This window comes from Flavobacterium sp. FlaQc-47, from assembly GCF_044006475.1.
GTDB lineage: Bacteria > Bacteroidota > Bacteroidia > Flavobacteriales > Flavobacteriaceae > Flavobacterium.
In genome coordinates, this window is sequence record NZ_JBIPCQ010000004.1 from 633,142 (window position 1) to 658,450 (window position 25,309).

General features: G+C 32.6%; 28 protein-coding genes. 12 read left to right on the plus strand and 16 right to left on the minus strand.

The window, feature by feature from the left end:
* Positions 1–114 precede the first annotated feature (114 nt).
* Together ACHRVX_RS15995 and ACHRVX_RS16000 are read left to right on the plus strand one after the other, a co-directional pair.
* Positions 115–546 (plus strand): DUF2306 domain-containing protein, encoded by a 432-nt coding sequence (locus ACHRVX_RS15995; RefSeq protein ID WP_395333950.1) that lies wholly within the window; start codon positions 115–117, stop codon positions 544–546.
* The gene (locus ACHRVX_RS16000) at positions 543–1,433 is read left to right on the plus strand and encodes a YARHG domain-containing protein (protein ID WP_395333952.1); all 891 of its coding nucleotides are present in this window, start codon (positions 543–545) and stop codon (positions 1,431–1,433) included. Before ACHRVX_RS15995 ends, ACHRVX_RS16000 begins: the two co-directional genes overlap by 4 nt.
* A gap of 85 nt (positions 1,434–1,518) precedes the next feature.
* Here ACHRVX_RS16000 and ACHRVX_RS16005 read toward each other — a convergent pair whose 3' ends face one another.
* The 4 genes from ACHRVX_RS16005 to cysC all read right to left on the minus strand — a co-directional run bounded on the left by ACHRVX_RS16005 (position 1,519) and on the right by cysC (position 4,461).
* Positions 1,519–2,181: a TrmH family RNA methyltransferase gene (locus ACHRVX_RS16005; protein WP_395333953.1), complete on the minus strand. Its 663-nt coding sequence runs from the start codon at positions 2,179–2,181 to the stop codon at positions 1,519–1,521.
* A 72-nt stretch (positions 2,182–2,253) separates the two neighbouring features.
* Positions 2,254–3,213 carry a sulfotransferase family protein gene (locus tag ACHRVX_RS16010; protein WP_395333955.1) on the minus strand — a complete coding sequence of 320 codons (960 nt, stop codon included), beginning with the start codon at positions 3,211–3,213 and terminating at the stop codon, positions 2,254–2,256.
* A 10-nt stretch (positions 3,214–3,223) separates the two neighbouring features.
* Entirely contained in the window at positions 3,224–3,907 is a 684-nt protein-coding gene (locus tag ACHRVX_RS16015; RefSeq protein ID WP_395333957.1) for an aspartyl/asparaginyl beta-hydroxylase domain-containing protein, read from the minus strand.
* A gap of 17 nt (positions 3,908–3,924) precedes the next feature.
* Positions 3,925–4,461 (minus strand): adenylyl-sulfate kinase, encoded by a 537-nt coding sequence (cysC, locus tag ACHRVX_RS16020; protein WP_395333959.1) that lies wholly within the window; start codon positions 4,459–4,461, stop codon positions 3,925–3,927.
* A 142-nt stretch (positions 4,462–4,603) separates the two neighbouring features.
* Here cysC and ACHRVX_RS16025 point away from each other — a divergent pair, with 142 nt between their 5' ends.
* The 3 genes from ACHRVX_RS16025 (at position 4,604) to ACHRVX_RS16035 (ending at position 9,399) form a co-directional block, all read left to right on the plus strand.
* Complete coding sequence (locus ACHRVX_RS16025; RefSeq protein ID WP_395333961.1) at positions 4,604–5,293, plus strand: SIR2 family NAD-dependent protein deacylase; 690 nt, start codon at positions 4,604–4,606, stop codon at positions 5,291–5,293.
* 269 nt (positions 5,294–5,562) lie between these two features.
* Positions 5,563–6,909, plus strand: coding sequence for an adenylosuccinate lyase (gene purB / locus ACHRVX_RS16030; protein WP_395333963.1), 1,347 nt, complete (start codon positions 5,563–5,565; stop codon positions 6,907–6,909).
* 240 nt (positions 6,910–7,149) lie between these two features.
* The gene (locus ACHRVX_RS16035) at positions 7,150–9,399 is read left to right on the plus strand and encodes a cation:proton antiporter (RefSeq protein ID WP_395333965.1); all 2,250 of its coding nucleotides are present in this window, start codon (positions 7,150–7,152) and stop codon (positions 9,397–9,399) included.
* A 100-nt stretch (positions 9,400–9,499) separates the two neighbouring features.
* On the opposite strand, the gene ACHRVX_RS16040 is transcribed toward ACHRVX_RS16035, so the two are convergent.
* The 3 genes from ACHRVX_RS16040 to ACHRVX_RS16050 form a co-directional block, all read right to left on the minus strand.
* Entirely contained in the window at positions 9,500–10,138 is a 639-nt protein-coding gene (locus ACHRVX_RS16040) for a peroxiredoxin (protein WP_395333967.1), read from the minus strand.
* Between the two features lie 112 nt (positions 10,139–10,250).
* Positions 10,251–11,162: an AEC family transporter gene (locus tag ACHRVX_RS16045; RefSeq protein ID WP_395333969.1), complete on the minus strand. Its 912-nt coding sequence runs from the start codon at positions 11,160–11,162 to the stop codon at positions 10,251–10,253.
* Positions 11,163–11,212: 50 nt separating this feature from the next.
* Positions 11,213–12,295 carry a serine hydrolase domain-containing protein gene (locus ACHRVX_RS16050; RefSeq protein WP_395333971.1) on the minus strand — a complete coding sequence of 361 codons (1,083 nt, stop codon included), beginning with the start codon at positions 12,293–12,295 and terminating at the stop codon, positions 11,213–11,215.
* Positions 12,296–12,477: 182 nt separating this feature from the next.
* Here ACHRVX_RS16050 and ACHRVX_RS16055 point away from each other — a divergent pair, with 182 nt between their 5' ends.
* From ACHRVX_RS16055 to meaB, 3 genes are all read left to right on the plus strand, one after another.
* Positions 12,478–12,885, plus strand: a complete 408-nt coding sequence (locus ACHRVX_RS16055; protein ID WP_395333973.1) for an Rrf2 family transcriptional regulator — start codon at positions 12,478–12,480, stop codon at positions 12,883–12,885.
* Positions 12,886–12,941: 56 nt separating this feature from the next.
* Positions 12,942–13,583 (plus strand): NAD(P)-dependent oxidoreductase, encoded by a 642-nt coding sequence (locus ACHRVX_RS16060; RefSeq protein ID WP_395333975.1) that lies wholly within the window; start codon positions 12,942–12,944, stop codon positions 13,581–13,583.
* A 196-nt stretch (positions 13,584–13,779) separates the two neighbouring features.
* Positions 13,780–14,877 (plus strand): methylmalonyl Co-A mutase-associated GTPase MeaB, encoded by a 1,098-nt coding sequence (meaB, locus tag ACHRVX_RS16065; protein ID WP_395333977.1) that lies wholly within the window; start codon positions 13,780–13,782, stop codon positions 14,875–14,877.
* Positions 14,878–14,953: 76 nt separating this feature from the next.
* Here the strand turns inward: meaB and ACHRVX_RS16070 are convergent, their stop codons facing one another.
* Positions 14,954–16,888, minus strand: a complete 1,935-nt coding sequence (locus tag ACHRVX_RS16070; protein WP_395333979.1) for an LTA synthase family protein — start codon at positions 16,886–16,888, stop codon at positions 14,954–14,956.
* A gap of 83 nt (positions 16,889–16,971) precedes the next feature.
* Positions 16,972–17,199: a hypothetical protein gene (locus tag ACHRVX_RS16075; protein WP_395333981.1), complete on the minus strand. Its 228-nt coding sequence runs from the start codon at positions 17,197–17,199 to the stop codon at positions 16,972–16,974.
* Between the two features lie 429 nt (positions 17,200–17,628).
* Between ACHRVX_RS16075 and ACHRVX_RS16080 the strand changes: the two genes are divergently transcribed.
* The gene (locus tag ACHRVX_RS16080; protein ID WP_395333983.1) at positions 17,629–18,144 is read left to right on the plus strand and encodes a hypothetical protein; all 516 of its coding nucleotides are present in this window, start codon (positions 17,629–17,631) and stop codon (positions 18,142–18,144) included.
* 94 nt (positions 18,145–18,238) lie between these two features.
* Here ACHRVX_RS16080 and ACHRVX_RS16085 read toward each other — a convergent pair whose 3' ends face one another.
* The 7 genes from ACHRVX_RS16085 to ACHRVX_RS16115 form a co-directional block, all read right to left on the minus strand.
* Positions 18,239–18,373, minus strand: a complete 135-nt coding sequence (locus ACHRVX_RS16085; protein ID WP_395333985.1) for a hypothetical protein — start codon at positions 18,371–18,373, stop codon at positions 18,239–18,241.
* A gap of 326 nt (positions 18,374–18,699) precedes the next feature.
* The gene (locus ACHRVX_RS16090; RefSeq protein ID WP_395333987.1) at positions 18,700–19,050 is read right to left on the minus strand and encodes a hypothetical protein; all 351 of its coding nucleotides are present in this window, start codon (positions 19,048–19,050) and stop codon (positions 18,700–18,702) included.
* Positions 19,051–19,190: 140 nt separating this feature from the next.
* Complete coding sequence (locus ACHRVX_RS16095) at positions 19,191–19,577, minus strand: hypothetical protein (protein ID WP_395333989.1); 387 nt, start codon at positions 19,575–19,577, stop codon at positions 19,191–19,193.
* A 148-nt stretch (positions 19,578–19,725) separates the two neighbouring features.
* Positions 19,726–20,139, minus strand: a complete 414-nt coding sequence (locus ACHRVX_RS16100) for a hypothetical protein (RefSeq protein ID WP_395333991.1) — start codon at positions 20,137–20,139, stop codon at positions 19,726–19,728.
* On the minus strand, positions 20,136–20,537 hold the full coding sequence (locus ACHRVX_RS16105) for a hypothetical protein (RefSeq protein ID WP_395333993.1): 402 nt from the start codon (positions 20,535–20,537) through the stop codon (positions 20,136–20,138). The genes ACHRVX_RS16100 and ACHRVX_RS16105 overlap by 4 nt, the downstream gene beginning before the upstream one ends.
* Positions 20,538–20,541: 4 nt before the next feature.
* Positions 20,542–21,282 carry a hypothetical protein gene (locus ACHRVX_RS16110; RefSeq protein WP_395333995.1) on the minus strand — a complete coding sequence of 247 codons (741 nt, stop codon included), beginning with the start codon at positions 21,280–21,282 and terminating at the stop codon, positions 20,542–20,544.
* Positions 21,283–21,484: 202 nt separating this feature from the next.
* A complete protein-coding gene (locus ACHRVX_RS16115; RefSeq protein ID WP_395333997.1) occupies positions 21,485–22,363 on the minus strand; it encodes a PPK2 family polyphosphate kinase in 879 nt (292 codons plus the stop codon).
* A gap of 215 nt (positions 22,364–22,578) precedes the next feature.
* Between ACHRVX_RS16115 and ACHRVX_RS16120 the strand changes: the two genes are divergently transcribed.
* From ACHRVX_RS16120 to ACHRVX_RS16130, 3 genes are all read left to right on the plus strand, one after another.
* Entirely contained in the window at positions 22,579–23,415 is an 837-nt protein-coding gene (locus ACHRVX_RS16120) for a DUF6929 family protein (RefSeq protein WP_395333999.1), read from the plus strand.
* A 425-nt stretch (positions 23,416–23,840) separates the two neighbouring features.
* Positions 23,841–24,341: an RNA polymerase sigma factor gene (locus ACHRVX_RS16125; RefSeq protein ID WP_395334001.1), complete on the plus strand. Its 501-nt coding sequence runs from the start codon at positions 23,841–23,843 to the stop codon at positions 24,339–24,341.
* Positions 24,342–24,343: 2 nt separating this feature from the next.
* Positions 24,344–25,288, plus strand: coding sequence for a hypothetical protein (locus tag ACHRVX_RS16130; RefSeq protein ID WP_395334003.1), 945 nt, complete (start codon positions 24,344–24,346; stop codon positions 25,286–25,288).
* Positions 25,289–25,309: the final 21 nt, after the last annotated feature.

Here is a 25,309-nt window from a genome sequence, read left to right on the forward strand (position 1 = left end):
ATATATTCCAATTAATAATAACGTTGCTTTTCTTCAAATCAAGCAAACTGAGATTAGTCAAATTCCATTTTACTATTCTATATTTTACGCTCATGTTACTCTGCTATTTTTGTTTTGCTTGCCGGATTTTTTCAATTCAACACTACTCTTTTAAAGAAGTTTCCTGTTACGCATCGAAATATTGGAAAGTTTTATGTTTTCACAGTGCTTTTTTTAAGTGCACCTTCAGGTTTATTTATCGGTCTTTTCGCAAACGGTGGACTTTACTCTAAAATCTCTTTTGTTACTTTGTCGCTTTTATGGTTTTACTTCACGCTCAAAGGTTTTACATCCATAAAAAATAAAAATATTACCCAACATAAAGCGTTTATGCTACGAAGTTTTGCTTTAACATTTTCTGCCATAACGTTACGCTTTTGGAAGGTAATTCTAGTATATTTGTTTCATCCGGCACCAATGGATGTTTATCAGATAATCGCATGGCTGGGCTGGATTCCTAATTTATTAATCGTTGAATATTACCTTTATAACCAACTAAAAAAATGAAACACCTTTTTTGTTTATTATTATCACTACTCCTTTTTTCCTGTAATTCTAAAGAGAAAAAAACAATAAAAGCTAGTGCCGAAAGTCAGCCTAAAGAAATTAGAACTGATTTGTACGGTTCATATGTTGGTGATTTTACTGTTTTAGAACGTGATACCAGCAGACCTGCAAAAGAAAATGAGATTAACAAGATTAATATTGTCATCAAGAAAATTACAGAGTCAAAAGTTACAGGACAAAGTGTTGTTGCCGGGAATAGCAGACCGCTTACAGGCACAATGAATGTAGAAGGAACTATAATCCATTTTATACTTAAAGAACCTGGCGATGATAAAAATGATGGCGTTTTTGATTTTGAAATAAAAAATGACACGCTTTTAACAGGAACCTGGACCGCTAATAATTCTAAAAAAGAGGTAACTAAAAGAACATTTGAACTTACAAAAAAAGAGTTTAAATATGATCCAAATGTAATGCTTCCGGAGGAAGGAATGTATATTGATTATGAAAACCCAAAAGAAGAACAAGTAACAGAGAGTGCTGAGGATCCTGAAGTTCAAGAGACTGAAATATATATGGAAACTGTTTACAGAGCAGCATCTGAAAGTATTGTGACCCTAAATTCATCAACAAAAAAATTAAAAGAATCAGATATAAAAAATCTAAAGAAAATTGATTTGGAGATTCTTAGAAATACGATTTTTGCCAGACACGGACTTACTTTTAAAACCAAAACAGTTCGTCAGTTTTTTGATAATATTCAATGGTATATTCCCGTTTCTGATAATGTTACTAGTGAATTGACCACAGTCGAAAAAGAAAACATCGTTTTATTGAAACGCTTTGAAAAATATGCTGAGGATAATTATGATTCTTTTGGAAGATAGATTTAATTTTTTGCCACACATTTCACGAATTTTTACGAATTAATTATTTACGTTTTTGAATTTGTAAAATTCGTGGCAAACTTTTTTATCGCGGATTTTCTTCGTAATATCTTGCTTCAATTCGTTTAATGTCTTTAATCGAATTTTTAGCCCAGTCTAAACGTTTTTCAAGAATTTCTTCATTAGATAAATGCCAGTCGATATCAGAATTTTGTAATCTGTTTGTTAAGTTTTGGATGATGATTGCAGCAGAAACTGAGATATTTAAACTTTCTGTAAAACCAACCATTGGAATTTTAAGAAAACCATCGGCTTTTTCCAGAATTTCTTCTGACAATCCGTCTCTTTCGGTTCCAAAGAATAACGCGCTTGGTTTTGTAATATCAAAATCTTCCAGCAAACAATCATTTTCGTGTGGCGTTGTGGCAATAATTTGATAACCCTGCTCTTTTAAGGTCGAAATACAATTAGTAACAGAATCAAACTGATTGATATCTACCCATTTTTGGGCCCCCATTGCAATTTCCTTATCGATTTTTTTTCCGTAACGCTGTTCGATGACATTTAGTTCCTGAATGCCAAAAACCTCACAACTACGCATTACAGCACTAGTATTATGCATTTGAAAAACATCTTCTACAACAATCGTAAAATGTTTAGTTCGGTTTCCCAATACTTTTAAAAATTTTTCTTTACGGTTATCCGTCAATATATTTTCAAGGAAAGCGAGGTAATCTAAATCAATCATTTTGTTTGTATTTGTCGCAAAAATACATTTTAAATAAAATAGAAAGAAATAATCATAAGCATTTTCAATATTCTAAATTTCGACAAGCGCATTGTTTAATTTTTCATGTAACAAACTGACTTTTTTAAAATCTATTTGTAGAGATTCTTCTTTAAAAGAATCACCTTTAAAAACTGCATTTTTATTTTTAGAATGTTTATTTAAACGCTCGTACATTTTCTCCAGTTCATCATTATGATAATCAACATTAATAAAGGATATGAATTTTTCAATTACATTTTTCATTCCTTCATTGTAATTGAGTTTTGTCACATTTTGATCCCTTTCGTAAAAGTTCAAAAAGCCTTGAAAATATTTCTCTAAAACCAAACCTCCGTATTGCTGAAAACTAATTTCATCAATTTCTTTAGCAGAAATTCCAAAAACATGAGATGGTAATGCATTAGGAACCATATGCATTCCTGTCCTTTTTTGATGTGATTTTAAAACCTCAATTGGATTTCTGTAAAGCAAAGCAAAAGGAATTTCAGGAAAAACTGATCTCAAAAAATCCGCATTAAAAATATGCCAGGCATCGAGCTTTATAATTAGATTGTTTTGCTCTGGAAATCTTTTTTGTCCTAATAATGCAATGACAGCTTTTAAAAGAGCTGCTTTTTTTTCTAAATTAAACGTATCACTTCTTAGAATTTCGTCAATAATTGGCGCTTCAGATATCATAATATTTTCAGAAGAAGTGGCTAACGACTGACTTAACATCGTAGAACCACATCGCGAAACATGAAACACTAACGATTTTAATTCTGTCGGGACTATTTCTTTAGACCAATCTATCAAATTTTCAATAGTACTAACTATTTTAAAAGATTGCGAATTATAAGCATGACTTTTACATTTTGAAATTGTTTCCTCAAAAAAAGGTTCAGCATATTTTATATCTGCCAGGTAAATCCATTCAAAATAAACGTCGTTATCTTTTTCGATTAATTTATAAGGAATCAAATTTGAAAGCGGATGATTTATGTTTTCCATTTTTGTATAATTATTTTTCTAATAAATCTGCAATCAGTTTGGTATTAACAGCCGATGGATTTCTTGAAAGTTCGTCAATAATTTGCTGCTTCACCTCATCTGAATACTGGTTTTTCTTTGACGAATAATGAATATCAAAACCCATTTCTGTAAATAACGTATCAGACCAATCATTTCTAATGCAATCAAGTGTAAGATGAATTCGCGGTTCTGAACTTTTATTTTCTACACTATGCAAAAGCTGAAAATTAGCATACCAGCATTCTCCCATTTTCATAGGAACACGTTTTTTATCGACATAAAAAAACACTTCATCGTTTGTGATAATAGGAATATGAATCCTGAAAAAACCATCTTCATACGAAGTATCATTATCAACATGTTCTTTTATTTCGCTTTCCGGTCCTAATCGAAGTAATCGAACTGCTTCTTTTTCACATTGAAACCAGTCCATAATTTCTTTGAAATAATGACAGCGATCCAGCAATTCTGTATTTTTATATTCTACATCCGGAAAAGATGTAATGTCATTTACCAATCCAGATTGCGATCTTAAGGAAACGCTTGTCCAATTTCCTTCATAGCGACCTGTATTAAAATGTGGCGTCCATAAATCGTTTTCGCATAGTGCGAGTTCTTTTTGTAATTTATCGATTGAAAACAAAATTGGAAGTTTACAGGAAGATGGATTCATGTTTTAAAAAAATTAAATTATTTAAAATTAGATAAATTAGTAATGATAAAATCATAGAGTTTATTAGTCGAAAAAATCTCCGTTTCTAAATCGGTTTTCAGTACTAAATCTGCTTTTACGGGAACCTCGAAAACATCACTTATTCCAGTAAAGCTATTTATTTTATTACTGTCATTATCCGGAAGTAACGCTTTTTTATACAAACCTTTTGGATCTCTTTGTATTAGGTTATTTATTGAACAATCCAAAAATACGGTTCTGACAAATTCATGTTTTCGCAATTCATTCCGTAAACTTTCGTATGGATTGATTACTGACATTAAAACAATCTTGGTATCGCTTTCAATAAAATTTCGTCCTACGTTAAAAAGTCGTCTGACATTTTCGCATCTGTCTTCTTTTGAAAATCCTAAATCTTTACAAATCGTTTTACGGTAAACATCACCGTCAACTATTTCTGCCGTGTGTCCGTTTTCAACTAACAAGTGCCGAACATTTTGAGCCAATGTCGTTTTCCCTGAACCGGATAAACCCGTAAATTGTATTAAAATCATTGAAAAATTTCTTTTGTTTTAAATCTCCTTAAAAATAAATAATTTGTAAGGATGAAACAACAAGTATAAATACCTTTTATTGTTTGATTAAAAACCGAAAAGAAGTAAGTAAATCAGTATTTTTATCTTTTAATTAAAAATCATGAAAAAGAAATTAGTTGTTTTAACCGGAGCCGGAATTAGTGCTGAAAGTGGTATTAAAACTTTTCGCGACAGCGATGGTTTATGGGAAGGTCATGATGTTATGGAAGTTGCAACCCCTGAAGGCTGGCGAAAAAATCAGGAATTGGTTTTGGATTTTTACAACAAAAGACGCCAACAGCTTAAAGAGGTAAAACCCAATTTAGGTCATTATATTTTAGCGGAACTAGAACAGGATTTTGATGTTCATATTATTACTCAAAATGTTGATGACCTGCACGAACGCGCAGGAAGTACAAAAGTTTTGCATTTGCACGGCGAATTATTAAAAGTAAGAAGTACCCGAAATCGCGATTTAATTCTGGATTGGCAAGGTGATTTATTTACGGGCGATCTTGATGAAAACGGGCATCAGCTACGACCACATATTGTATGGTTTGGCGAAGATGTTCCGGCACTTGAGGAAGCGATTGCCATTACAGAAACTGCTGATTATTTTGCGGTAATTGGTACTTCATTGCAAGTGTATCCCGCGGCAGGATTAATCTCGTACACCTATAGTATTACTCCCGTTTTTTATATTGATCCAAAACCAATTGCAATCCCAAATATTCAGAATAAAGTTGAAGTTATTGCTAAAGTTGCCTCTGAAGGTGTAGCGGAATTGAGAGAACGATTAAAATCAATTTAACAGATTAAAAATTAAACATGAATTTCACGAATTAGCACTAATTATATTGATTTAAAAATGAATTGAATTTCGTTTTTAGATTTTTTCTTAAAACAAAAAATTTATTTATAGTTTACTTAGATCTATAAATCCATATTCGTGAAAATTGGTAAAATTAGTGTTCCTTTTATATGTTTTTTTAGTCCTTTTCATCTGACTATTGACTACTTGATAACTTTTAATCCGCAAATTCTGTTTATATTTGTGCCTTTCGAAAAAACAACATAACAATGACTACTTTAAACGAATTGAATGCTATATCACCAATCGACGGACGATATAGAAGTAAAACCCTTTCACTAGCTCCATTTTTCTCTGAAGAAGCTTTAATCAAATACCGTGTATTAGTTGAAATTGAATACTTTATTGCCTTGTGCGAAGTACCTTTGCCACAACTTGCAGGCGTAAACTCAAGCTTATTTGACAGTTTACGTGATATTTATAAAAATTTCTCTACTGAAGATGCTCTTTGGATAAAAGAAACAGAGAAAGTAACCAATCACGATGTAAAAGCGGTTGAATACTTTATCAAAGATGCTTTTGAAAAACTAGGTTTATCTCAATACAAAGAGTTCATTCACTTTGGTTTAACTTCTCAGGATATCAATAATACGGCGATTCCGCTTTCTACAAAAGACGCGTTTGAGCAAGTTTATTTACCTTTGTTAATTGGTTTAATCTCTAAATTAAAAGAATTAAGCACAGAATGGAAGGATATCCCAATGTTAGCTCGTACGCACGGACAACCTGCTTCTCCAACCCGTTTGGGTAAAGAGATTCTGGTATTTGTAGAACGTCTTGAAGAGCAAATGCGTTTGTTGTTTAATATTCCGTTTGCTGCAAAGTTTGGTGGTGCAACAGGAAATTATAATGCACATCACGTTGCGTATCCGCAAATTGACTGGAAAAAATTTGGTAATAAATTTGTTGAAACTGATCTGGGTTTACACCATTCTTTTCCAACAACTCAAATTGAACATTATGATCATTTTGCCGCATTTTTTGATGCTTTAAAAAGAATCAACACTATCATTATCGATCTAGATCGTGATATCTGGACGTATGTTTCAATGGATTATTTTAAACAAAGAATCAAAGAGGGAGAAATTGGATCATCGGCAATGCCGCATAAAGTGAATCCTATTGATTTTGAAAACTCAGAAGGAAACTTAGGAATCGCCAATGCTATTTTTGAACATTTGGCTGCTAAATTGCCTGTTTCAAGATTACAGCGTGATTTAACTGATAGTACTGTTTTACGTAATATTGGTGTGCCAATTGGTCATACCATTATTGCTTTTGAAGCGTCATTAAAAGGTTTGAACAAATTGCTTTTGAACGAAGCTAAATTTGCTGAAGATTTAGAGAAAAACTGGGCTGTTGTGGCCGAGGCGATTCAGACTATTTTACGTCGTGAGGCATATCCAAATCCTTATGAAGCCTTGAAAGGTTTAACGAGAACAAATGAAGCTATCGACAAAAAAGCAATTCACAATTTTATTGCGACTTTAGAAGTTTCTGACTCCGTTAGGGCAGAATTAATGGCAATAACACCTAGTAATTACGTAGGAATCTAAAGAAAACTCAAAATATTTTCTCAAAAAAAGCTATCTTTATCGAGATAGCTTTTTTTATTTACAAATCTTGTCACGACATAGCCCAGAGTAAAATGGAAAGACTTTTGCGAAAAAAACTATATTTTTTTGCCGGGACAGAGCGACCAACGGAAGCTCCTGAAACGGCTTTAAAAATATGTTTTTTGAGTAAAAGCTTGAAATGGAAAGCTGGATTAGCTCCTGAACAAAAAATACCACTTTATGATTGCCTTAAGCGCCGCTGCCGAAACTACACACCATTTACAACCTCTTATTAGCGACTTGGGATTAATCCTGATGACCGCCGGTATCGCTGTATTGATATTTAAAAAAATGAAGCAGCCTCTGGTTTTAGGGTATTTAATTGCAGGATTTTTAGCCGGAAATCACTTTGACTTTTTTCCATCGATTACAGATATGAAAAGTGTTGAAGTCTGGGCAGAAATTGGGGTTATCTTTTTATTATTTAGTCTGGGACTCGAATTTAGCTTTAAGAAACTAATGAAAGTGGGCGGAACATCCTCGATAACTGCCATCACGCAAATTTTATTCATGACGCTCATTGGCTATTGTGTCGGGCAATGGATGGGCTGGGGCAAAATGGACAGTATTTTTCTTGGCGCAACACTGTCGATTTCCTCTACAACTATTATTATTCGGGCGTTTGATGAACTGGGAGTTAAGGGAAAAAAGTTTGCCGGAATTGTATTTGGTGCCTTAATTGTTGAAGATATTGTCGCCATTTTAATGTTGGTATTATTATCGACAATTGCCGTTAGCGATCAGGTTTCGGGTGGAGAATTATTACAATCGGTTTTAAAATTAATATTCTTTTTAATTATATGGTTTTTGGGCGGAATATTTATTATTCCGACGATCCTAAAGAAAGCAAAACACCTTTTAACAGATGAAATGCTGCTTATTATTTCATTAGCGCTTTGTTTAATGATGGTGATGTTTGCCGCAAATGTGGGCTTCTCCCCTGCTCTTGGAGCTTTTATTATGGGTTCTATTATTGCAGAAACTACTCAGGCAGAAAAAATCGAACATTTGATTCAGCCAGTAAAAGATTTATTTGGCGCTGTTTTCTTTGTATCGGTAGGAATGTTAATTAATCCGGAAACTTTGGTAACCTATATGTTGCCGGTTGCGCTTATCACGCTGTTAACTATTTTTGGGAAAGCATTTAGTTCGTCTATTGGGGCTTTATTGTCCGGACAACCGCTTAAACAATCCGTTCAGACTGGTATGAGTCTGGCACAAATTGGGGAATTTTCGTTTATTATTGCCACTCTGGGTATGACCCTTAAAGTGACAAGTGATTTTTTATATCCTATAATTGTTGCCGTTTCTGCCATTACGACTTTTACAACTCCTTTTTTAATTAAATATTCTGATCCTTTTTCCGGATATTTAGAACGAAAATTACCTAAAAAATGGATTAAAAATATTAACCGTTACAGCGTCAACGCACAAGCTATAAAGTCTGTTAGTACATGGCAAATTGTACTTCGCGCTTCTGTAACTCAAATCATATTACATACTATAATCATTACGGCGATTATCTTATTGTCGTCAAAATTTGTTGCTCCCTTAGTCGCTGATACACGTTTTGGCAATACACTTGCAGCATTAATTACCCTGATTGCCATCGCTCCATTTTTATGGGCACTTTCGCTGCGACGCTTAAAAGTTAATGAAGTTGAAACTTTATGGGAAGAACGAAAATATCGTGGCGCACTTTTAATGATTATTTTGATCAGAATGAGTCTTGGTCTATTTTTCGTTGGATTTTTACTTAATATTTTCTTTTCGCCTTTAGTGGCATTTGTTGCATTAATAATTGCTATTGGTGCTTATCAATTATTTCCTAAAAAACTAAACGATCAATATCATAAAATTGAAAATCACTTTTTGAAGAATCTTAATGATCGTGAAAATAAAAAAATTGACCGACGTTATGCCAATTTAATGCCCTGGGACGGTCACATGTCTATTTTTGATATTGGAAAAGAATCTAATCTTGCAGGTAAAACTTTAGAAGAATTGCGTATTAGGGAAAATATGGGAATTAATATTGCTTTTATCAGACGTGGTGAAATCACAATCCCAATTCCCACTAAAAACGAGCGTTTATTTCCCGGTGATGAAATTTGCGTAATTGGTACTGATGAACAAATTACTCAGTTTACGACTTATTTGCAAAATGAAGTTGAAGCGGCTAAAAATGTTCAGGAATCTGATGTTGTACTTCGCCAAATGGAAATTGTCAATGAGGATTTTATCCAAAAAAGCATTGGACAATTTAGAGGAAAAACTGGCGGACTTGTTGTGGGAATTGAAAGAAACGGTAACCGAATTTTAAATCCGGAATCGAATTTGACCTTAGAAAAAAATGATATTATCTGGGTCGTTGGAGATAAAAAACGAATGAACGAACTCATGAAGAAAAGCGTTCACGTCGAGTTATAGATAAAGTTACTAAGATGCTAAGGCACTAAGTCTCTAAGATTCCACAGAGAAAAACTCTTAGTCACTTAGAAACTTAGCATCTTAGAAGCTTAAAAAAAACTTATTTATTAGGTTGCGGTGTCATGCGCAAATAAGGTTTTATTGGAGTGTGTCCTTTTGGGAATTTTGCCGGAATATCACTATCCAAAACAGCTGGCGTAATTACTACATCTTCGCCATCTTTCCAGTTTGCAGGAGTGGCCACGCTATAATTTGCTGTTAATTGCAAACTATCAATAACACGAAGTAATTCTTCAAAATTTCTTCCTGTCGAAGCTGGATAGGTCAACGTTAATTTGATCTTTTTATCCGGTCCAATTACAAAAACGGAACGTACGGTGAATTTTTCACTCGCATTGGGATGTAACATATCGTACAAATTTGCTATTGTTTTATCTTCATCAGCAATTATAGGAAAGTTGACTGTTGTATTTTGAGTTTCGTTAATGTCCTTAATCCACAATTTATGCGATTCCAGACCATCAACACTTAACGCTATAACCTTTGTATTTCTCTTCGTAAATTCAGGAACATAATTAGCAACTGTTCCTAATTCAGTAGTACAAACCGGTGTAAAATCTGCGGGATGCGAGAATAAAACTCCCCAGGAATCTCCTAACCATTCATGAAAATTGATTGGTCCTTCGGTTGTTTCTGCATGAAAATCTGGAGCGATATCTCCTAATCTTAATGTTGACATAATTTATATTTTTTTAGTTCATCTAAAATTAGTCAAAAAAAGCACAAGGAAAACAACGAATTTTTAAAAATAAGTTAAAGTTCTATATTTTCTATCTAGTTAGTATTTTAAACTAAATAAAACTGACTACAAAATACCAAATGGCAAGAGTTATAAAGGAAATCGGGATTCCGAAACCAATCATCATACTGCTTAATTTTGGCTTTAAGCCATAAGTCGACGCTAAAATTGCCCCTGTAATCATAGGTGCCATAGCCATTTCCATAATGGTAATTTTTATGGCTTCAGCATGCTGGTTGAAAACAAAAACATACAAAATAAAAATTATAAATGGAGTAACAATAAGTCTGAAGAAAAGTCCAAGTCCAAGAAATCGCCAATGCTGACTTTTACGATCAAACGTAAGCTGCAATCCTACTGAAAGCAACGCTAATGGTGTAACTAAACTGCCAATTTTCAACAAAACAGCCTGAAGGTTCCCATCTAAATCGTATTGAAAAATATTCATTGAACACGCTACAACAAAAGTAATGAAGGGCGGAAAAAAGATTATTTTTTTGAAAATACTAAAACCATCGGCATTTCCTTTTGAATAAAAAGCAGCAACAAAAACGCCTAAAGTTGAAACTACAACAAATGTTCCGGGCTGATCGACAAGAATTGCGGTTTCTAAACCTTTTTTACCAAACAAAGCTTCAATTATAGGATATCCCAGAAAGGACGAATTACTTAATCCCGCTGTCAATATTAAACAGCCAATAAGTTTATTGGACCAACCGAATCTTTTTCCTAAAAAATGAAAAAAGATAAATGCCAGTAAAAAACTTATCCATCCTGATAATATCGGGAACAACAATTCATTACTCCATTTTATCTTAGGAATGTGGTATAAAGTGATTGCAGGTAAACATACATAAATAACAATTTTATTTAAAACCTTATAGATATGGGTTGGAAATTGCCTTATATGCTGCAAAATCAAACCTAAAGCAAGAAAGGAAAATATAAGAATAAAATTGTTCATGGCGTTAAAAGCTTCAAAAATACAGTTTTAATAAATACGAGATTTTAATTTTAGCTTCCGTAATCTTTTTTTAATTTTCGCATTAACATTCTCACACCATTGACAGTAGCCTCATTAAAGGAATTAGTAAAGATGATATAACCAATAAACTTTTTTCTGTCTATCGCTGCAATGGTATAATAGGTTCCTGCAGTTCCTGAATGCGTTGAGAAATCCTGATTGTTCTCGTAACTGTTAAACCATCCTAAAGAATAAGATTCAATTCCTTTATGAACAAAATGATACGTGCTCGCTTTTAAATAATTGTCCTGCCCCTGAAGCCCTTTAATATTAAGCTGAATAAATTTAATATAATCTGTAAGTTTGATATTAATATCGCCGGCAGGTTCTGTATAATCTAAATGATAATCTGTGTTTGAAGGAACAGGAACCAATTTATTATTTTCAAATGAATGCCCCCAGGTATCTTTGGCAATTTGATTTTCTGGCCAGGATAATTTAACATCCAGTTTTAAATCTTTATTAAAGACATGATCTATTAACTGCTCCCAACTTTTTCCGGTAGCTTTTTCGAGCATCATAGTCGCTAAAGTATAACCCGCATTAGAATATACATATGTATGTGCTGAATTGATTTCGACTGGATCTAATGTCAATATAAATCTCCCAAACTGATTTCTTTTCTCTCGGGGATTTCCTTTAAAATCAGGAACTGCAGGATCATTTTCTCCCTGAAACGGCTGAATTCGGGCTTGATGAGATAATAGTTTTTCAAGCGTAATATCATAATATTCTGGTTTTGCTGTTTTCTTAAAATCCGGAAACAGATCAAAGAATTGAGTATTCCACTTCAGCTTTCCTTTTTCCACATATTTCGCAATGATAAAAGCGGTCATTGCTTTGGTATTTGAACCAATATGAAATCGATCGTTTAAAGTAGCCACATCTTTCAAATCAATGGAATGCAATCCCAATGTATTTATTTCTAAAATTTTATCTCCGGAAATTACAGCATAACTCAGTTCCGGAATGGCACTGGATACACGAATTGAATCTGCATATTGAATATGATTTTGTCCGTAAACAAAAGTTGACATGCAACAGAAAAAGATAAATCCTATTTTAAATCTCATATTAATAAATTTGAATGTGATTATAAACCAATACAAATCTAATATTTATAAAAAATGAGTCCTATTTGAAATCATTTTATTTTTAATGTTCTCCTTATGATTGACACAAAAATTAATTTTTAGTTAAAAACTTTTTTTATTTGGGGAAACCTAACTACATTTGTAACATATTTTATTACAGTATGATTTCAGGTAAATTTGCCATAACGATTCACATTCTTACTTTGCTCACTAAGTATCCTAATGATTATTTATCATCAGAATATATAGCGGGAAGTATTAATTTAAATGCTGTTTTGGTGCGAAAAGAAATTGCGAATTTAAAAGCACATCATATTGTAGAAAGTAAGGAAGGCAAAAATGGCGGAACGAAACTATCTGTTGATCCTACGAAAATTTCATTGAAGGAAATATTTGAGATGACTTTTGAATCGATTAATTTAGGTTACGCTAAAAATCAGCCTAACCCGGATTGTCCGGTTGGAAAAAAAATCAATCAGAATTTAAGCGCATTATATACTGACATGAATCAAAAAGTTAGTTTACAATTAGAAGGAATTTCGTTAGAAGATTTTTCAAATCAATTTTAAACTATTTTTTTACACAAAACTGTAACATTTTTTATTACTAATTAAATTTATATATTATGAAAATCGCAATTATTGGAGCAACAGGATTTGTTGGCTCAGCAATTCTAAACGAATTAGCAAACAGAAATCACGATATTACTGCTATTGCAAGAAATCCTAAAGACACGACAAATGTTACCTGGAAAAGTACTGACATTTTTAATGTCGATGCTTTAGCCGAAGCATTAAAAGGAAACGATGCTGTTATCAATGCTTACAATCCGGGATGGGCAAACCCAAATATTTATGATGATTTTATTGCGGGATCAAAAGCAATTCAGGAAGCAGTAAAAAAATCAGGTGTTCAACGTTTTATCACGATTGGTGGTGGCGGAAGTTTATTTGTAGCTCCGGATTTACAAGCGGTTGATACTCCGGATTTCCCAAAAGAATATTATGCAGGTGCAACTGCCGCAAGAGATTATCTGAATATTATTAAGGAAGAAAAAGATTTAGACTGGGCTTTTTTTAGTCCTGCTTTTGAAATGCACGCTGGAATTACAACCGGAAGAACTGGAAAATACCGTTTAGGATTAGATAATCCGGTTTTTAATGATGAACAAAGAAGTATTCTATCTGTTGAAGATTTAGCCGTTGTTATTGCTGATGAAACTGAAACACCAAAACATCATAAAGTTCGTTTTACAGCTGGGTACTAATATTTTTTTTTAGCCACGAATTGCACTAATTTTCACTAATTTTTTGGATTATAGTAAGTTTCTGCCTGTCATCCTGACGCAGGAAGGATGATAAAAATGCGTTAAATAATTCGTGAAGATTAGTGTAATTCGTGGCAAACTTACTTTTTGAAACTGTTTTTGTTTTCTTTACTTTTACAGTATCAAAAAATATACTTTGTCAAGTCCAAAAAAACAATCAGGCAGCTTACAGGAAAAAGCAGGAATTTCACCTCCGGAAATTACCAATGTTGCTGCAATTCATCAAATTAAGAAAAACAGGAAACAACAACCTTCTTCTAATGAATTGATTGATGGAATTTTAAATGGAAACATAACGGCGCTTAGTCGTGCCATTACTTTAGTCGAGAGTACAAATCCTGAACATACCGCTAAGGCAAATGAAGTTATTAATGGATGTTTACCTCACGCCAATAAATCAATCAGAATAGGAATTACGGGTGTTCCCGGAGTTGGTAAAAGTACTTTTATTGAAGCTTTTGGAAGTTTCCTTACTCAGTTAGGCAAAAAAGTAGCTGTTTTGGCTGTTGATCCAAGCAGTTCACTTTCACATGGAAGTATTTTGGGTGATAAAACCCGAATGGAAGAATTGGTAAAGGATGAAAATGCTTTTATACGACCGAGTGCTTCGGGAGATACTTTGGGCGGTGTTGCCAGAAAAACCCGTGAATCAATTATTTTATGTGAAGCAGCCGGTTTTGATACTATAATTATAGAAACTGTAGGCGTTGGACAAAGCGAAACTGCCGTTCACAGTATGGTTGACTTTTTTTTATTACTGAAAATTTCCGGTGCGGGAGATGAGCTTCAAGGCATCAAACGCGGAATTATGGAAATGGCCGATGCTATTGTCATCAATAAAGCTGATGGCGATAATATTAAAAAAGCCAATCAGGCAAAACTGGAATTTAACCGGGCTTTGCATTTATTCCCTCCAAAAAAATCAAACTGGCAACCAAAAGTTACGACTTGCAGCGCGATAACAGGAGAAGGAATTTTAGAAATCTGGACTACTATTTTAAGTTATTTCGAGCAGACAAATGAATCTGGTTTCTTTCCTGAAAAACGAAAAGAACAGAATCAGTTTTGGATGATGGAAACGATCAATGATCAATTAAAGCTTAACTTTTATAATCAGCCGGAAATTATTTCGCAATTAGAACAAAACAAAAAAGCAGTGCAAAACGATGAAATTTCACCTTTTGCAGCTGCTCAGCATTTATTAAAATTGTATTTTAATAAAGGCTCAAAGTAGCAAAGGTTCAAAGCGACAAAGGTTTTACCCTCTGTTTCTTTGAACCTTTGTCCCTTTGCTACTTTGTTCCTCTAAACTATTTCTTTCTCAATTTGTATTTGTTTTCTTTGTATAAATTCCCTGCTGTAATTACATGTGCCAAAGCATCTTTTGCTAATTCTTCATTTAATTTTACCGGAATTAAGGTTGTATCATTTTTGATTTCGAATTGCAACGGTTTCAAATTCGGCTGCATAATCACCACCTGATTTTCGACTCTGAATGCATTAATATCATTAAACTGCATAATTGATCTTCCTTGTGTTTTTGGATCTAACTTATTTAAATTTCTTCCCACCATTGGTGTTTCAAACGAAAGTCCCAAATAACTCAATAACGTTGGCGGAATATCAATTTGACTTGCCAATTTACTGTAAACTGATCCTTTTTGAACTCCTGGCCCCATGATTAAAGCCGGAATGTGAAATTTATTAATGGGTACTAAATTCTTTCCGTATGTTCTGGTGTTATGATCGGCGATTACGATGAAAATGGTGTTTTTGAAGTAAGGTTCTTTTTTAGCCATTTCGAAGAATTTCCCAATAGAGAAATCAGCGTATTTCATTGCATTATTTACCGTTGCAGGTTTTGCATCATAAGGTTTGATTCTTCCCGCAGGATATTCAAAAGGTTCATGATTTGAAGTCGAGAACATTAAAGAAAAGAACGGTTTATCTCCTTTTGCTTTAAAATAATTGTTGGCTTTGGTCACTAAATCTTCATCAGAATAACCCCAGGTTCCTTTAAAAGCATATTTGTTTCCATCAGAATCAAAATCTTCCTGATCTACAATATCTTCAAAACCATTTCCGTTGAAAAACGAAGCCATATTGTCAAAATTCGCCATTCCGCCATAAATGAAACTGGTATCATATCCTTTTTGTTTTAAGGCTTCTGCTAAAGTAAAAAATCCTTGTTGAGAGTTTCCTAACTTCACTACACTTTCTGATGGCGAAGGCAAAAATCCAGTTACAACCGCTTCGATTCCGCGAACGCTTCTTGTTCCCGTGCAATACAAATTGGTAAACAATAAACCTTCTTTCGATAATTTATCAAATTCTGGCGTTAACGGTTTTCCACCTAAAATTCCAACATATTCTGCTCCCAAACTTTCCTGTAAAAAGATCACCAAATTGTATGGTTTCTTCAAGATTGTATCTGGTTTTTGAACATGTAAAAACGGAATTTCGGCATCTGTAAAATCATTTGGTCCGGCAATCATGTATTTTTTTACACGTGCAATTGCTTCGGCTTCATCCATTTTACCGTACATCTTGGTGTTTCCTTCATTTTTTATCGAATAAGCTGCAAAAGCTACGGTATAAAATGAATTTAATCCCAGAGTATTTGTCAATTGATCTGTTGAAAAAACTGCGTTACTGGCATTGATAGGACGTTTTGAAGTAAGACTTGAACGTGCTCCAAAGAACAATAAAAAAGCCACTAATGGAAAAACCATTAGTTTGAATTTGTATTCTGTACTTGTAGTGTAGAAATATTTTTTTCCTTTTTTAAACGCCAAATAAATTACAACTCCCAGAATTATAAAAGTTATAATAATAGAGGTGAGATAACTTTTAAGAAGCATTCCAACGACTTCTTTAGGATAAATCAGGTAATCTAAGAAAATTTTATTGGGGCGTGTGTCGTATTGCTTTACGAAATCAGGTGAAGCTAATTCTACAAAAAGAATGAGAAACAGAAATAAAAAGCTGTAAATTACTAAAAAATTATTGGTGAATTTCAGTGCTTTATTTGGTAGAAACGTAATTAAAACGGCTGGAAGAAATGATAAATAACATAATAATATTAAATCCATTCGAAGTCCGATTGGAAAAATATACCAAAAATTTGGTGTTTCTACTACCCTGTCTTTAAATATAAAAAATAAAAAGATTCGGCTTAACGTAGTAATTAGCAATCCAATTGCTATGAAATTAAAAATAGGTTTTAAAAAACTTAATTTTTTCATCAGAAAGATTTAAATATTTTTTTGTTGACAAATACCGTCCAGAAACACTATTGTGCAATCTATAAAGACACACAGCTTTGTGTTTACTCTTCGTAACGTTTTATTTCTCTGTCATAAAACTCATTCGCCTGAACAATTAAGCCTTCCATTTCAACATTTAATTCTGCTTCGTCAAGATCTTCCGCCTCTTCCATAAACTCTACCTCATCATCTTTTAAGTTGATTATAAATCTAGGATAATCAAGGTGAATGATGAAAATATCATCTGCAAAATCAGTATTATCTCCAAGTAAAAATTTAGGTAATTCCATTTTTTATTTTTTGTATTTGTTATTATTTTTTTACCACTTCCAAGAACTATCAGAGTAGTATATCTTTTATTTTATCAGGTTTCAAATTTAAGTATTTGAAAATGAATTTTTGATTAATTGTTTGATTAAGTAATGAAAGTAAATGTAGCGGAATATTGCATTGTGGTTAATCCTACTTAAAGCCCGTTCCGTACTTATTGGTCTTATTGAAACTCTTTTGTTTATTGCTTTAACTTCACTGCTGTTTCTTTTTAGACGGCAAAGATAATCAGAAGCTTTGGATTCTTTCATATTATTAAAAACATAAGCAAACATTAAGTGTATTTTGCGCTAACCCTAATATTATATAACAATTTTTAAAAATTATATAACGACCTCCTTCGACCTTGAAACTATTTTTACACTATTAAAAATCATAAAAAAATTGTCATGAGAAAATTACAAATGTTATGCCTATCTGCCGTTGCCTTATTATTCGCCAATACTACTTTCGCTCAAGACAGTGAAGTTAAAAATTATGATCAGGGCTTTAGATTAGGATTTGGTTTAAATGGAGGAATTCCAACTGATAATGACTACAGCTGGTCACTTGGTGGAGATGTTCGTTTACAATATGATTTAACTAAAAGAACATCGTTGACGTTAACTACAGGTTTTACAAACTTGTTTATGAAAGATAAAGATGGAGTTGAAGCAAAAGATCTTGGATTTATTCCGGCAAAAGCAGGTTTTAAAGCCTTTATCTGGGAAGATCAATTTTATGTTTTAGGTGAAGTTGGTGCTGGATTTGCCGTTACAAACGGTTACGACCAAACCACTTTTTTATGGGCGCCAGGAATTGGATACGCCAACAAATACATTGATATTAGTGTCCGTTATGAGGACTATAACAAATTCAAAACTAATCAGGTGGCATTACGTCTAGCCTATGGTTTTGACTTATAAAAGTACAGGTTTATTTTATTTTTTTGTTTTTGGTATAAACCCGAGAGATCGCATAGTCTCTCGGGTTTAGTTGTTTTATAACGTTATGTATGTTTCAGTTTGCTCTTTGATAACCTTCATACTGCTTTTCATGAATTCCATTAATACTATCCATCTCTTTTTGTCCCTTAAACCAAGACGGATCATTTGTTTTTAATGTATGATTATAAATCATCTCCAGGTCATTCATATATTTATATTTGATATAAATCACCCCATTTTTCACAGTGTATTCTTGTCTTTCTCGTCCCAAAACATATTTTATATTCTTATAAAAATTTGGTGGAGTTTCATTTCGTTCTGCAATTTTATAAAAGTCATTTTGAGAAATTATTATTTGGCGAGTATATTCTTTTTAAGTACAGGACGAAGTTCTACATATCTATTTTGCCAATAATAGTACAACGCGAATAAAACAATCAGAGTTGCTAATATTAGATATATCTTTTTTTTTTCATTTTCCTTATTTATATCAATTCTGAAATTCCCTAGGTTTGAAGTTCATTACAAAAAAAGTCATTTAGTGGAACTTGCTTTTAATGTATCCAAATAGGCATCTATTATTTTTTTCTGCGAATCTACATACTCCTTTTCATAAATAAGATTAATACTGTCCGTCTCTTTTTCTTGTTTAAAAAACTTTACGGAAGTAGTTCTAGTGGTATAATTCCACATAAGATTCATGTCGTTCAAGTAATGATAACGAACATAAATAATTCCGTTTTTTTCAATATAAGACTGACCTGAACGTGTTAAAACCCACCTTATATTCTTAAAATAATTTGGAGAAACCTCATTTGGTTTGGCAAATTTGTACAGATCATTGTCAAAAAATGTTATTCGACGGGTATAGTTTTCTTCTGCCAAAATTACAGGACGAAGTTCAACATACCTATTTTGTCAATAAAAATAAGTGGCAAACAAAAGAATTAAAGTTATTATTCCCATAAATATTTTCTTTTTCATTATTCCATTTTAGCGCTTTAATAGTATCATTTAATTCTTTTTCAATTTTTTATTTTTGTTAAATATTTCTTCTTTTGTTTGATCCAAGTTAGATCATTAGTTTTAAGTGTATGATTATAAATCATTTCCAAATCATTCATATATTTATATCTAATGTAAATCACTCCACCTTTTACAATATAATCTTCTACCTGATGGTCTATGACAAATCTAATATTTTTATAAAAATTCGGGGGAGTCTCATCTCTTTCAGCGATTTTATAGAAGTCATTTTGAAAAATTACTATTTTGCGATTAAACACTTTAACTCTTTGCACATCATCATTCAAGATTACAGGTCGAAGTTCAACATACCTATTTTGCCAATAGTAATAAACAGAAAATAGAACTAATAAAATTGCTAATAGTAAGTATAACTTTTTTATCATTTTTGAGTATATTAAGTTTTTATATAGGTTTATAAACAAAGCAAATTATCGAATAACTTTATTTTTTATTTTCTTAATAGTGCTTAGGAGTACTATCCCTTTTTCTCTCTTACTCAAAATAAATTAAACCAGTAACTATTTAGAATTCCTAATGTAGAATGTACCTGTTTTTCATTTTTTTTCCTGTCGATTTTTCAATCATGTCTAGATTATGCCTATCTTCTTTTATTTTTTGCATCAGCCAAATTGAATCACTTGTTCTATTTGTAAAATTCCAAATGAGGTCTAAGTCGTTCATGGTCTTATATCGAATAAAAACAATACCATCTTCCATATTATAATCACGCTCCATATGATCTAAAACAAAACGAATGTTCTCGTAGAAATTTTCAGGAGCTTCATCTCGTTCTAAAATTTTATAATTTTCACTCTCAAAAATTGTAGGTCTCTGAACAATATAATTTGTAACTACAGCCTGAAGCTCTACATATCTATTTTCGCAATAATAGACAGTAAATAAAACAACTGTAGTTACTAATATTAAGTATATCTTTTTTTTCATTTATTTCTTTGATAACCTTCGTACTGTTTTTCATGAATTCCATTAATACTATCCATCTCTCTTTGTCCCTTAAACCAAGAAGTATCATTAGTTTTAAGCGTATGATTATAAATCATCTCCAGGTCATTCATATATTTATATTTGATATAAATCACCCCATTTTTCACAGTGTATTCTTGTCTTTCTCGTCCCAAAACATATTTTATATTCTTATAAAAATTTGGTGGAGTTTCATTTCGTTCTGCAATTCTATAAAAGTCATTCTGAAAAATTATTATTTGACGAGTATATTCTTTTTTAAGTACAGGACGAAGTTCTACATACCTATTTTCCCAATAATAGTAAAACGCGAATAAAGCAATTAGCGTTGCTAATGTTATATATATCTTTTTTTTCATTTCTCTATTTCAATTTAAAATTTAATCCTCCCAAAAATCGTAATTGACAGGTTTTATTAAAACTTTGTTTCCATTGGCTTCTCATCTCAAAAGGTCTTGCCCCACAGTATTTCTCTACTAATAATGCATCTGAATCACCAACATTTCCGAAACCTTTAATATAAGCTGAAGCTCCTTTATGCCAATCGTATCTATCCCACCAATTATGAATTATTGTACCTGACAGTACAAAACTATCTTTAACCTTGGTAATTGTGAAATCACACTTTGATGTTATAGTACTTGTACCGCACATATAATACAATTCACCAAAAATACCTCCAGAGAATGAATGTTGTAATTCGTTGGTATATTTACTAAAATCTCCTTCCTTATTTAATTTTTTATCGAAATTTTCAAGTTCAAGTCTATTTTCAAAACGCTCAATATTCAAATCTTCCGCGGCAATAACTTCTCTTTGCTTTCTCAACCAGTTAAAATCGATATTTTTTGTAAAACCCGTTCCGTCTAACCACCATTGCAAATTATCGGCTGCCATATTATAATTTCTTTCTCTTGATTTTGCAATCATTTTAATATAATTTGCTTTTAGCATCAAAGCTTTCTCCCTTTCATTTAATTGCAAATATATGTTTCTTGCCTCTATACCTCCGGCTTCTCCCCAAAAAGGATCACCAAATAGTTTAGTATATGCCGAAGATCTTGAAACCTTATTTTCTCCAAATCCAAAAGTACCTGTATTCATATTATTTAAATATTGTAGCGTTTTTACTATTTTTTACCAAACATAAGAAAAATAATATATAATACTATAACTTTAAATGTTTTATTTTTAAGAAATTTCTTAAATATAAATTTCCATTAGAAACAAAAAACCCGACAGATTAAAATCTGCCGGGTTTAAATTCAATTTTATAGGAGTGTATTCAAATTAAGAAATATCTTATTTACTTCTTTTCCAAAGCTTTTTTATAAACCTCAAAATTGTCTCTGATTTTTTCATCCAGTTCAGGTTCTTTAATATCAGTATGTTTTTGCATTTCTTCCCAAATAATTTTGGCTACAATATAGCGTGCCATTTCTTTATCATCTGCAGGAACAACATACCACGGCGCATGTTCTGTCGAAGTTCTGTTTATGGCTTCTTCATAATATTGCTGGTATTCATCCCAATGTTCGCGTTCTTTTAAATCTCCGGGCGAAAATTTCCAATTGTGTTTTCCTTCTTCCAAACGGCGAAGTAATCTTTGTCTTTGCTCTTCTTTACTTAAATGCAGATAAAATTTCATGACAATCGTTCCGTTTTCGGCAATATGACTTTCAAAATTATTGATTTGCTCAATTCTTTTTTTCCAGAATTTAGGTGTAATATCATCAACCGAATTTATTCCCGGTAAATTTTCTCCCAGAATATATTCAGGATGCACGCGCGTAACCAAAACATTCTCATAATGTGTACGGTTAAAAATCGCAAACTTCCCTTTTTCAGGCAAAGCAATATAATGACGCCATAAATAATCGTGTTCTAACTCTGTCGAGTTTGGCGTTTTAAAACTATGCACCACTACTCCACGCGGATTAAATTCCTTGAAAACTTCCCGAATCAAACTATCTTTTCCCGAAGTATCCATTCCCTGCAAGCAAATTAAAACGCTGTATTTATTATACGAATACATTACATCCTGCAAATCGCTCAATTTGGCTTTTACTTTTTCTAATTTTTCCTCTTTTTCTTCTTCATCAGCTTCTATTTTTAACAAAGTCGGAATCTTTGCTAATTTTATTTTTTCTGTAACTTTAAAATCATTCGGATCTATAGATTTCATATATCTTTAATTTTTATAATTATAAATATACTAATTTTACGAATTCCGATAGCTATCGGAACTGCTCATTGCAATACTTTTTCGATAAATTGTTTTTTCCAAAGCCACAACAGGAGCTTCCGCTGGTCGCTTTGTTTCGTCAGAAAAAAATCAATTTCTTCTCAAAGTATTTTCATTATTATCAGGGTCAGGCATTTATTTTCAAACATACATTCATGGAAAAATTCACATTAGAAATTTTATTTCAAATCATCGGAATCGGTTCTGCATCAGGATTATTTTTAAACAACGATTCACTTTATATCATTGGCGATAACAGCGGATTTTTATACGAATATAATATTCAGAATAAGCAATTAGATCATCATCCATTAATTGACAATCCGTCGCAAAATATCCCAAAAAATATCAAACCGGATTTTGAATCGGTAACACATCATAATGATACGCTTTACGTTTTTGGTTCCGGTTCAACCGAAAACCGAAATAAAATGATTGCTTTTGATCTTAAAAACAAAACCATACTTCAAAAAAACAATCTGGTCGATTTATATGCCGTAATGCAAAGTTTCGGATCAATAAAACCCGAAGATTTTAATCTTGAAGGCGCCATTTTCGATGGCGAAAACTGGTATTTATTCAATCGCGGAAACGGAATCTCCAACAAAAACACCATTTTTACCATTCATGCTAAAAACCTGGGAGAAGAATTTGCTTTGGTTGCCACCAATTATAAACTGCCAAAAATAAAAGGCGTTCGTTCCAGTTTTACCGATGCTATTCTGGTCGAAGATAAAATCTATTTTCTTTCCACCGCCGAAGACACCAAATCAACTTACGACGACGGAGAAATCCTGGGAAGTTTTATTGGCCGAATCGATCTTAAAACCATGAAGATTGATTTCACTCAAAAAATTACCTCAACCAATAAATTCGAAGGTTTAACTTTCTATAAAAAATCAAATGACAAAATTGAGTTTTTGCTTTGCGAGGATAATGATACAGAATTGCTGGAAACTAAGATTTTTAAGTTGACATTGCCGGTTAAGTAAACAAAATTTATAACCACAACAATAATCGTAGAGGCGCACAACAGTGCGTCTCCCGCAACGAATGTCCACATTCATATATGTAAAATGATATATACATTGTCGATTTACTTGCGAATGATGGATTAAAATCCATCCCAACAATATGATCCGTTCCTCCGGAACTTTTTATAAAATTCCGTGAGAATTATTTATTTTGTAGCCAGGCATTTTAATACCTGGAAATGCAAAGTAGATTGGCGAATATGCTTGCGGCTTTACAAATATATTTAAAGATAAAACCTCTGTAACTTTGAACCTTTGCCACTATGAACCTTTAAAAAAAAACTTTTTTTAACCTCCATCCCAACCTTTTTATCTTTTCTGCCCTCTTTAGTATAAAGACAACAATTGTGATAAACGAAACTCTAATTTCTAACTGCAAAAAAATGAACCGCGATGCTCAGCGTCAGGTTTATGAGCATATGGCTCCAAAATTGTATCGCCTTTGCAAACGATACCTCAAAAAGGAAGAAGAAATTGAAGAAGCTATGGCTGACGCTTTCTACACCATTTTCACAAAACTGGAACAACTTAAGGAAGTTCTGGCTTTTGAAGCCTGGGCGCGAAAAATAACCGTCAATCATTGTTTGGCAACCATCAAGAAAAACATCAATTTCAATATGTATCTTGATGATGTCAAATTGCTTTCGCAACCTTTTACAGATGAGATTAATTCATTAGAAGAAGAGGATTTACTCAATTTACTAAATCATATTCCAGACGGCTGCAAAACTGTTTTTAACCTTTTTGTTATTGAAGGTTTTGCACACAAGGAAATAGCTACAATGCTTAACATTTCTGAAGGCACATCAAAATCACAATTGAACGCCGCAAAAACCAAGCTAAAGGAATTAGTAAATAAATTGTATTACCAAAAAGCAAAATAGTCATGGACAATCAAGATAAAATATTTAATAAATTTAAGGAAGCCGCAGAAAACTCGGAATCAAGGAATTTTCCGGGAATGGACAAAGTGTGGGCACGCGTTGAAGATAAACTGGACAAGAAAGAAGATAAAAAAGCCATATCGTTATGGAAGAAAATTGCCATTGCAGCTTCTTTTTTATTATTGATTTCGATAGCATCTCAATTCTTCAAATCAGATAAAAAAACATTTCAGAATCAAAAAGTCGTTATAAAAGAAAACACAGATAAACCTGTTTTACAAAAAAAAGACGGTCTTGTTTTTTCAGATTCTCTTTTAATTCCTAAACCTGAAGCTATTAAAACCCTGAAAAAACCCATTATTTATCAAAATGAAATTGCAGCAAATGAATCAGCAGTTTCTGTTGTTGGAGCTAATGAAACTAGTACTGCAGATGCAATGATTATTGAAGAACCTACAGCTTCTGTAGCATCTGTTTATCCTGAGGAAAATGAAAGTAGTTATTCTAAAGATAAAGCAATCGAAAACACAGATTATTCTAAAACAATAGAAAGAGAATCAGCCAAGGTTGCTTTTGCTGACAGACCATCGAAGGCACCTAAAAAAAGCGCCCCGCTCGTTATTATTAACGGAAGTCCCATATCTCATAAAAACGACGAAAAAAGAGATAAGATGATGCAGAATGAACTTCAAAATTTACAACCTGAAAATTTAGATTCACTGGTTATTTTAGATCAGCCGTTATATATTATCGACGGAATATATTATTCTGAAAATGATTTGTTTGGCAAGAATCCAACAAGTCCGTACGCGCCTTTGAACAAACAGGAAATTAAAACTATTACCGTTCTTCAGGACTTAGAAGCCACATCAAAATACGGCGAAAAAGGTAAAAAAGGAGTCGTAATAATTACTACCAAAAACGGAAAACCAGCTGACAAAAACTAGCTAAAACACACTTTTTAATTT

What these genes read in the sequence shown, in the direction of transcription:
- ACHRVX_RS16085 (WP_395333985.1), bottom strand. Translation starts at nt 18,373, where the DNA reads ATGAATGACCTGGAGATGATTTATAATCATACATTAAAAACAAATGAT.
- ACHRVX_RS16040 (WP_395333967.1), bottom strand. Translation starts at nt 10,138, where the DNA reads ATGTCAACATTAAGATTAGGAGATATCGCTCCAGATTTTCATGCAGAA.
- ACHRVX_RS16075 (WP_395333981.1), bottom strand. Translation starts at nt 17,199, where the DNA reads ATGGAATTACCTAAATTTTTACTTGGAGATAATACTGATTTTGCAGAT.
- ACHRVX_RS16125 (WP_395334001.1), top strand. Translation starts at nt 23,841, where the DNA reads ATGAACCGCGATGCTCAGCGTCAGGTTTATGAGCATATGGCTCCAAAA.
- ACHRVX_RS16115 (WP_395333997.1), bottom strand. Translation starts at nt 22,363, where the DNA reads ATGAAATCTATAGATCCGAATGATTTTAAAGTTACAGAAAAAATAAAA.
- purB (WP_395333963.1), top strand. Translation starts at nt 5,563, where the DNA reads ATGACTACTTTAAACGAATTGAATGCTATATCACCAATCGACGGACGA.
- ACHRVX_RS16025 (WP_395333961.1), top strand. Translation starts at nt 4,604, where the DNA reads ATGAAAAAGAAATTAGTTGTTTTAACCGGAGCCGGAATTAGTGCTGAA.
- ACHRVX_RS16095 (WP_395333989.1), bottom strand. Translation starts at nt 19,577, where the DNA reads ATGATAAAAAAGTTATACTTACTATTAGCAATTTTATTAGTTCTATTT.
- ACHRVX_RS16005 (WP_395333953.1), bottom strand. Translation starts at nt 2,181, where the DNA reads ATGATTGATTTAGATTACCTCGCTTTCCTTGAAAATATATTGACGGAT.
- ACHRVX_RS16050 (WP_395333971.1), bottom strand. Translation starts at nt 12,295, where the DNA reads ATGAGATTTAAAATAGGATTTATCTTTTTCTGTTGCATGTCAACTTTT.
- cysC (WP_395333959.1), bottom strand. Translation starts at nt 4,461, where the DNA reads ATGATTTTAATACAATTTACGGGTTTATCCGGTTCAGGGAAAACGACA.
- ACHRVX_RS16130 (WP_395334003.1), top strand. Translation starts at nt 24,344, where the DNA reads ATGGACAATCAAGATAAAATATTTAATAAATTTAAGGAAGCCGCAGAA.
- ACHRVX_RS16045 (WP_395333969.1), bottom strand. Translation starts at nt 11,162, where the DNA reads ATGAACAATTTTATTCTTATATTTTCCTTTCTTGCTTTAGGTTTGATT.
- ACHRVX_RS16070 (WP_395333979.1), bottom strand. Translation starts at nt 16,888, where the DNA reads ATGAAAAAATTAAGTTTTTTAAAACCTATTTTTAATTTCATAGCAATT.
- ACHRVX_RS16035 (WP_395333965.1), top strand. Translation starts at nt 7,150, where the DNA reads ATGATTGCCTTAAGCGCCGCTGCCGAAACTACACACCATTTACAACCT.
- ACHRVX_RS16015 (WP_395333957.1), bottom strand. Translation starts at nt 3,907, where the DNA reads ATGAATCCATCTTCCTGTAAACTTCCAATTTTGTTTTCAATCGATAAA.
- ACHRVX_RS16120 (WP_395333999.1), top strand. Translation starts at nt 22,579, where the DNA reads ATGGAAAAATTCACATTAGAAATTTTATTTCAAATCATCGGAATCGGT.
- ACHRVX_RS16060 (WP_395333975.1), top strand. Translation starts at nt 12,942, where the DNA reads ATGAAAATCGCAATTATTGGAGCAACAGGATTTGTTGGCTCAGCAATT.
- ACHRVX_RS16080 (WP_395333983.1), top strand. Translation starts at nt 17,629, where the DNA reads ATGAGAAAATTACAAATGTTATGCCTATCTGCCGTTGCCTTATTATTC.
- ACHRVX_RS16105 (WP_395333993.1), bottom strand. Translation starts at nt 20,537, where the DNA reads ATGAAAAAAAAGATATATATAACATTAGCAACGCTAATTGCTTTATTC.
- ACHRVX_RS16100 (WP_395333991.1), bottom strand. Translation starts at nt 20,139, where the DNA reads ATGAAAAAAAAGATATACTTAATATTAGTAACTACAGTTGTTTTATTT.
- ACHRVX_RS16110 (WP_395333995.1), bottom strand. Translation starts at nt 21,282, where the DNA reads ATGAATACAGGTACTTTTGGATTTGGAGAAAATAAGGTTTCAAGATCT.
- ACHRVX_RS16055 (WP_395333973.1), top strand. Translation starts at nt 12,478, where the DNA reads ATGATTTCAGGTAAATTTGCCATAACGATTCACATTCTTACTTTGCTC.
- ACHRVX_RS16000 (WP_395333952.1), top strand. Translation starts at nt 543, where the DNA reads ATGAAACACCTTTTTTGTTTATTATTATCACTACTCCTTTTTTCCTGT.
- ACHRVX_RS16010 (WP_395333955.1), bottom strand. Translation starts at nt 3,213, where the DNA reads ATGGAAAACATAAATCATCCGCTTTCAAATTTGATTCCTTATAAATTA.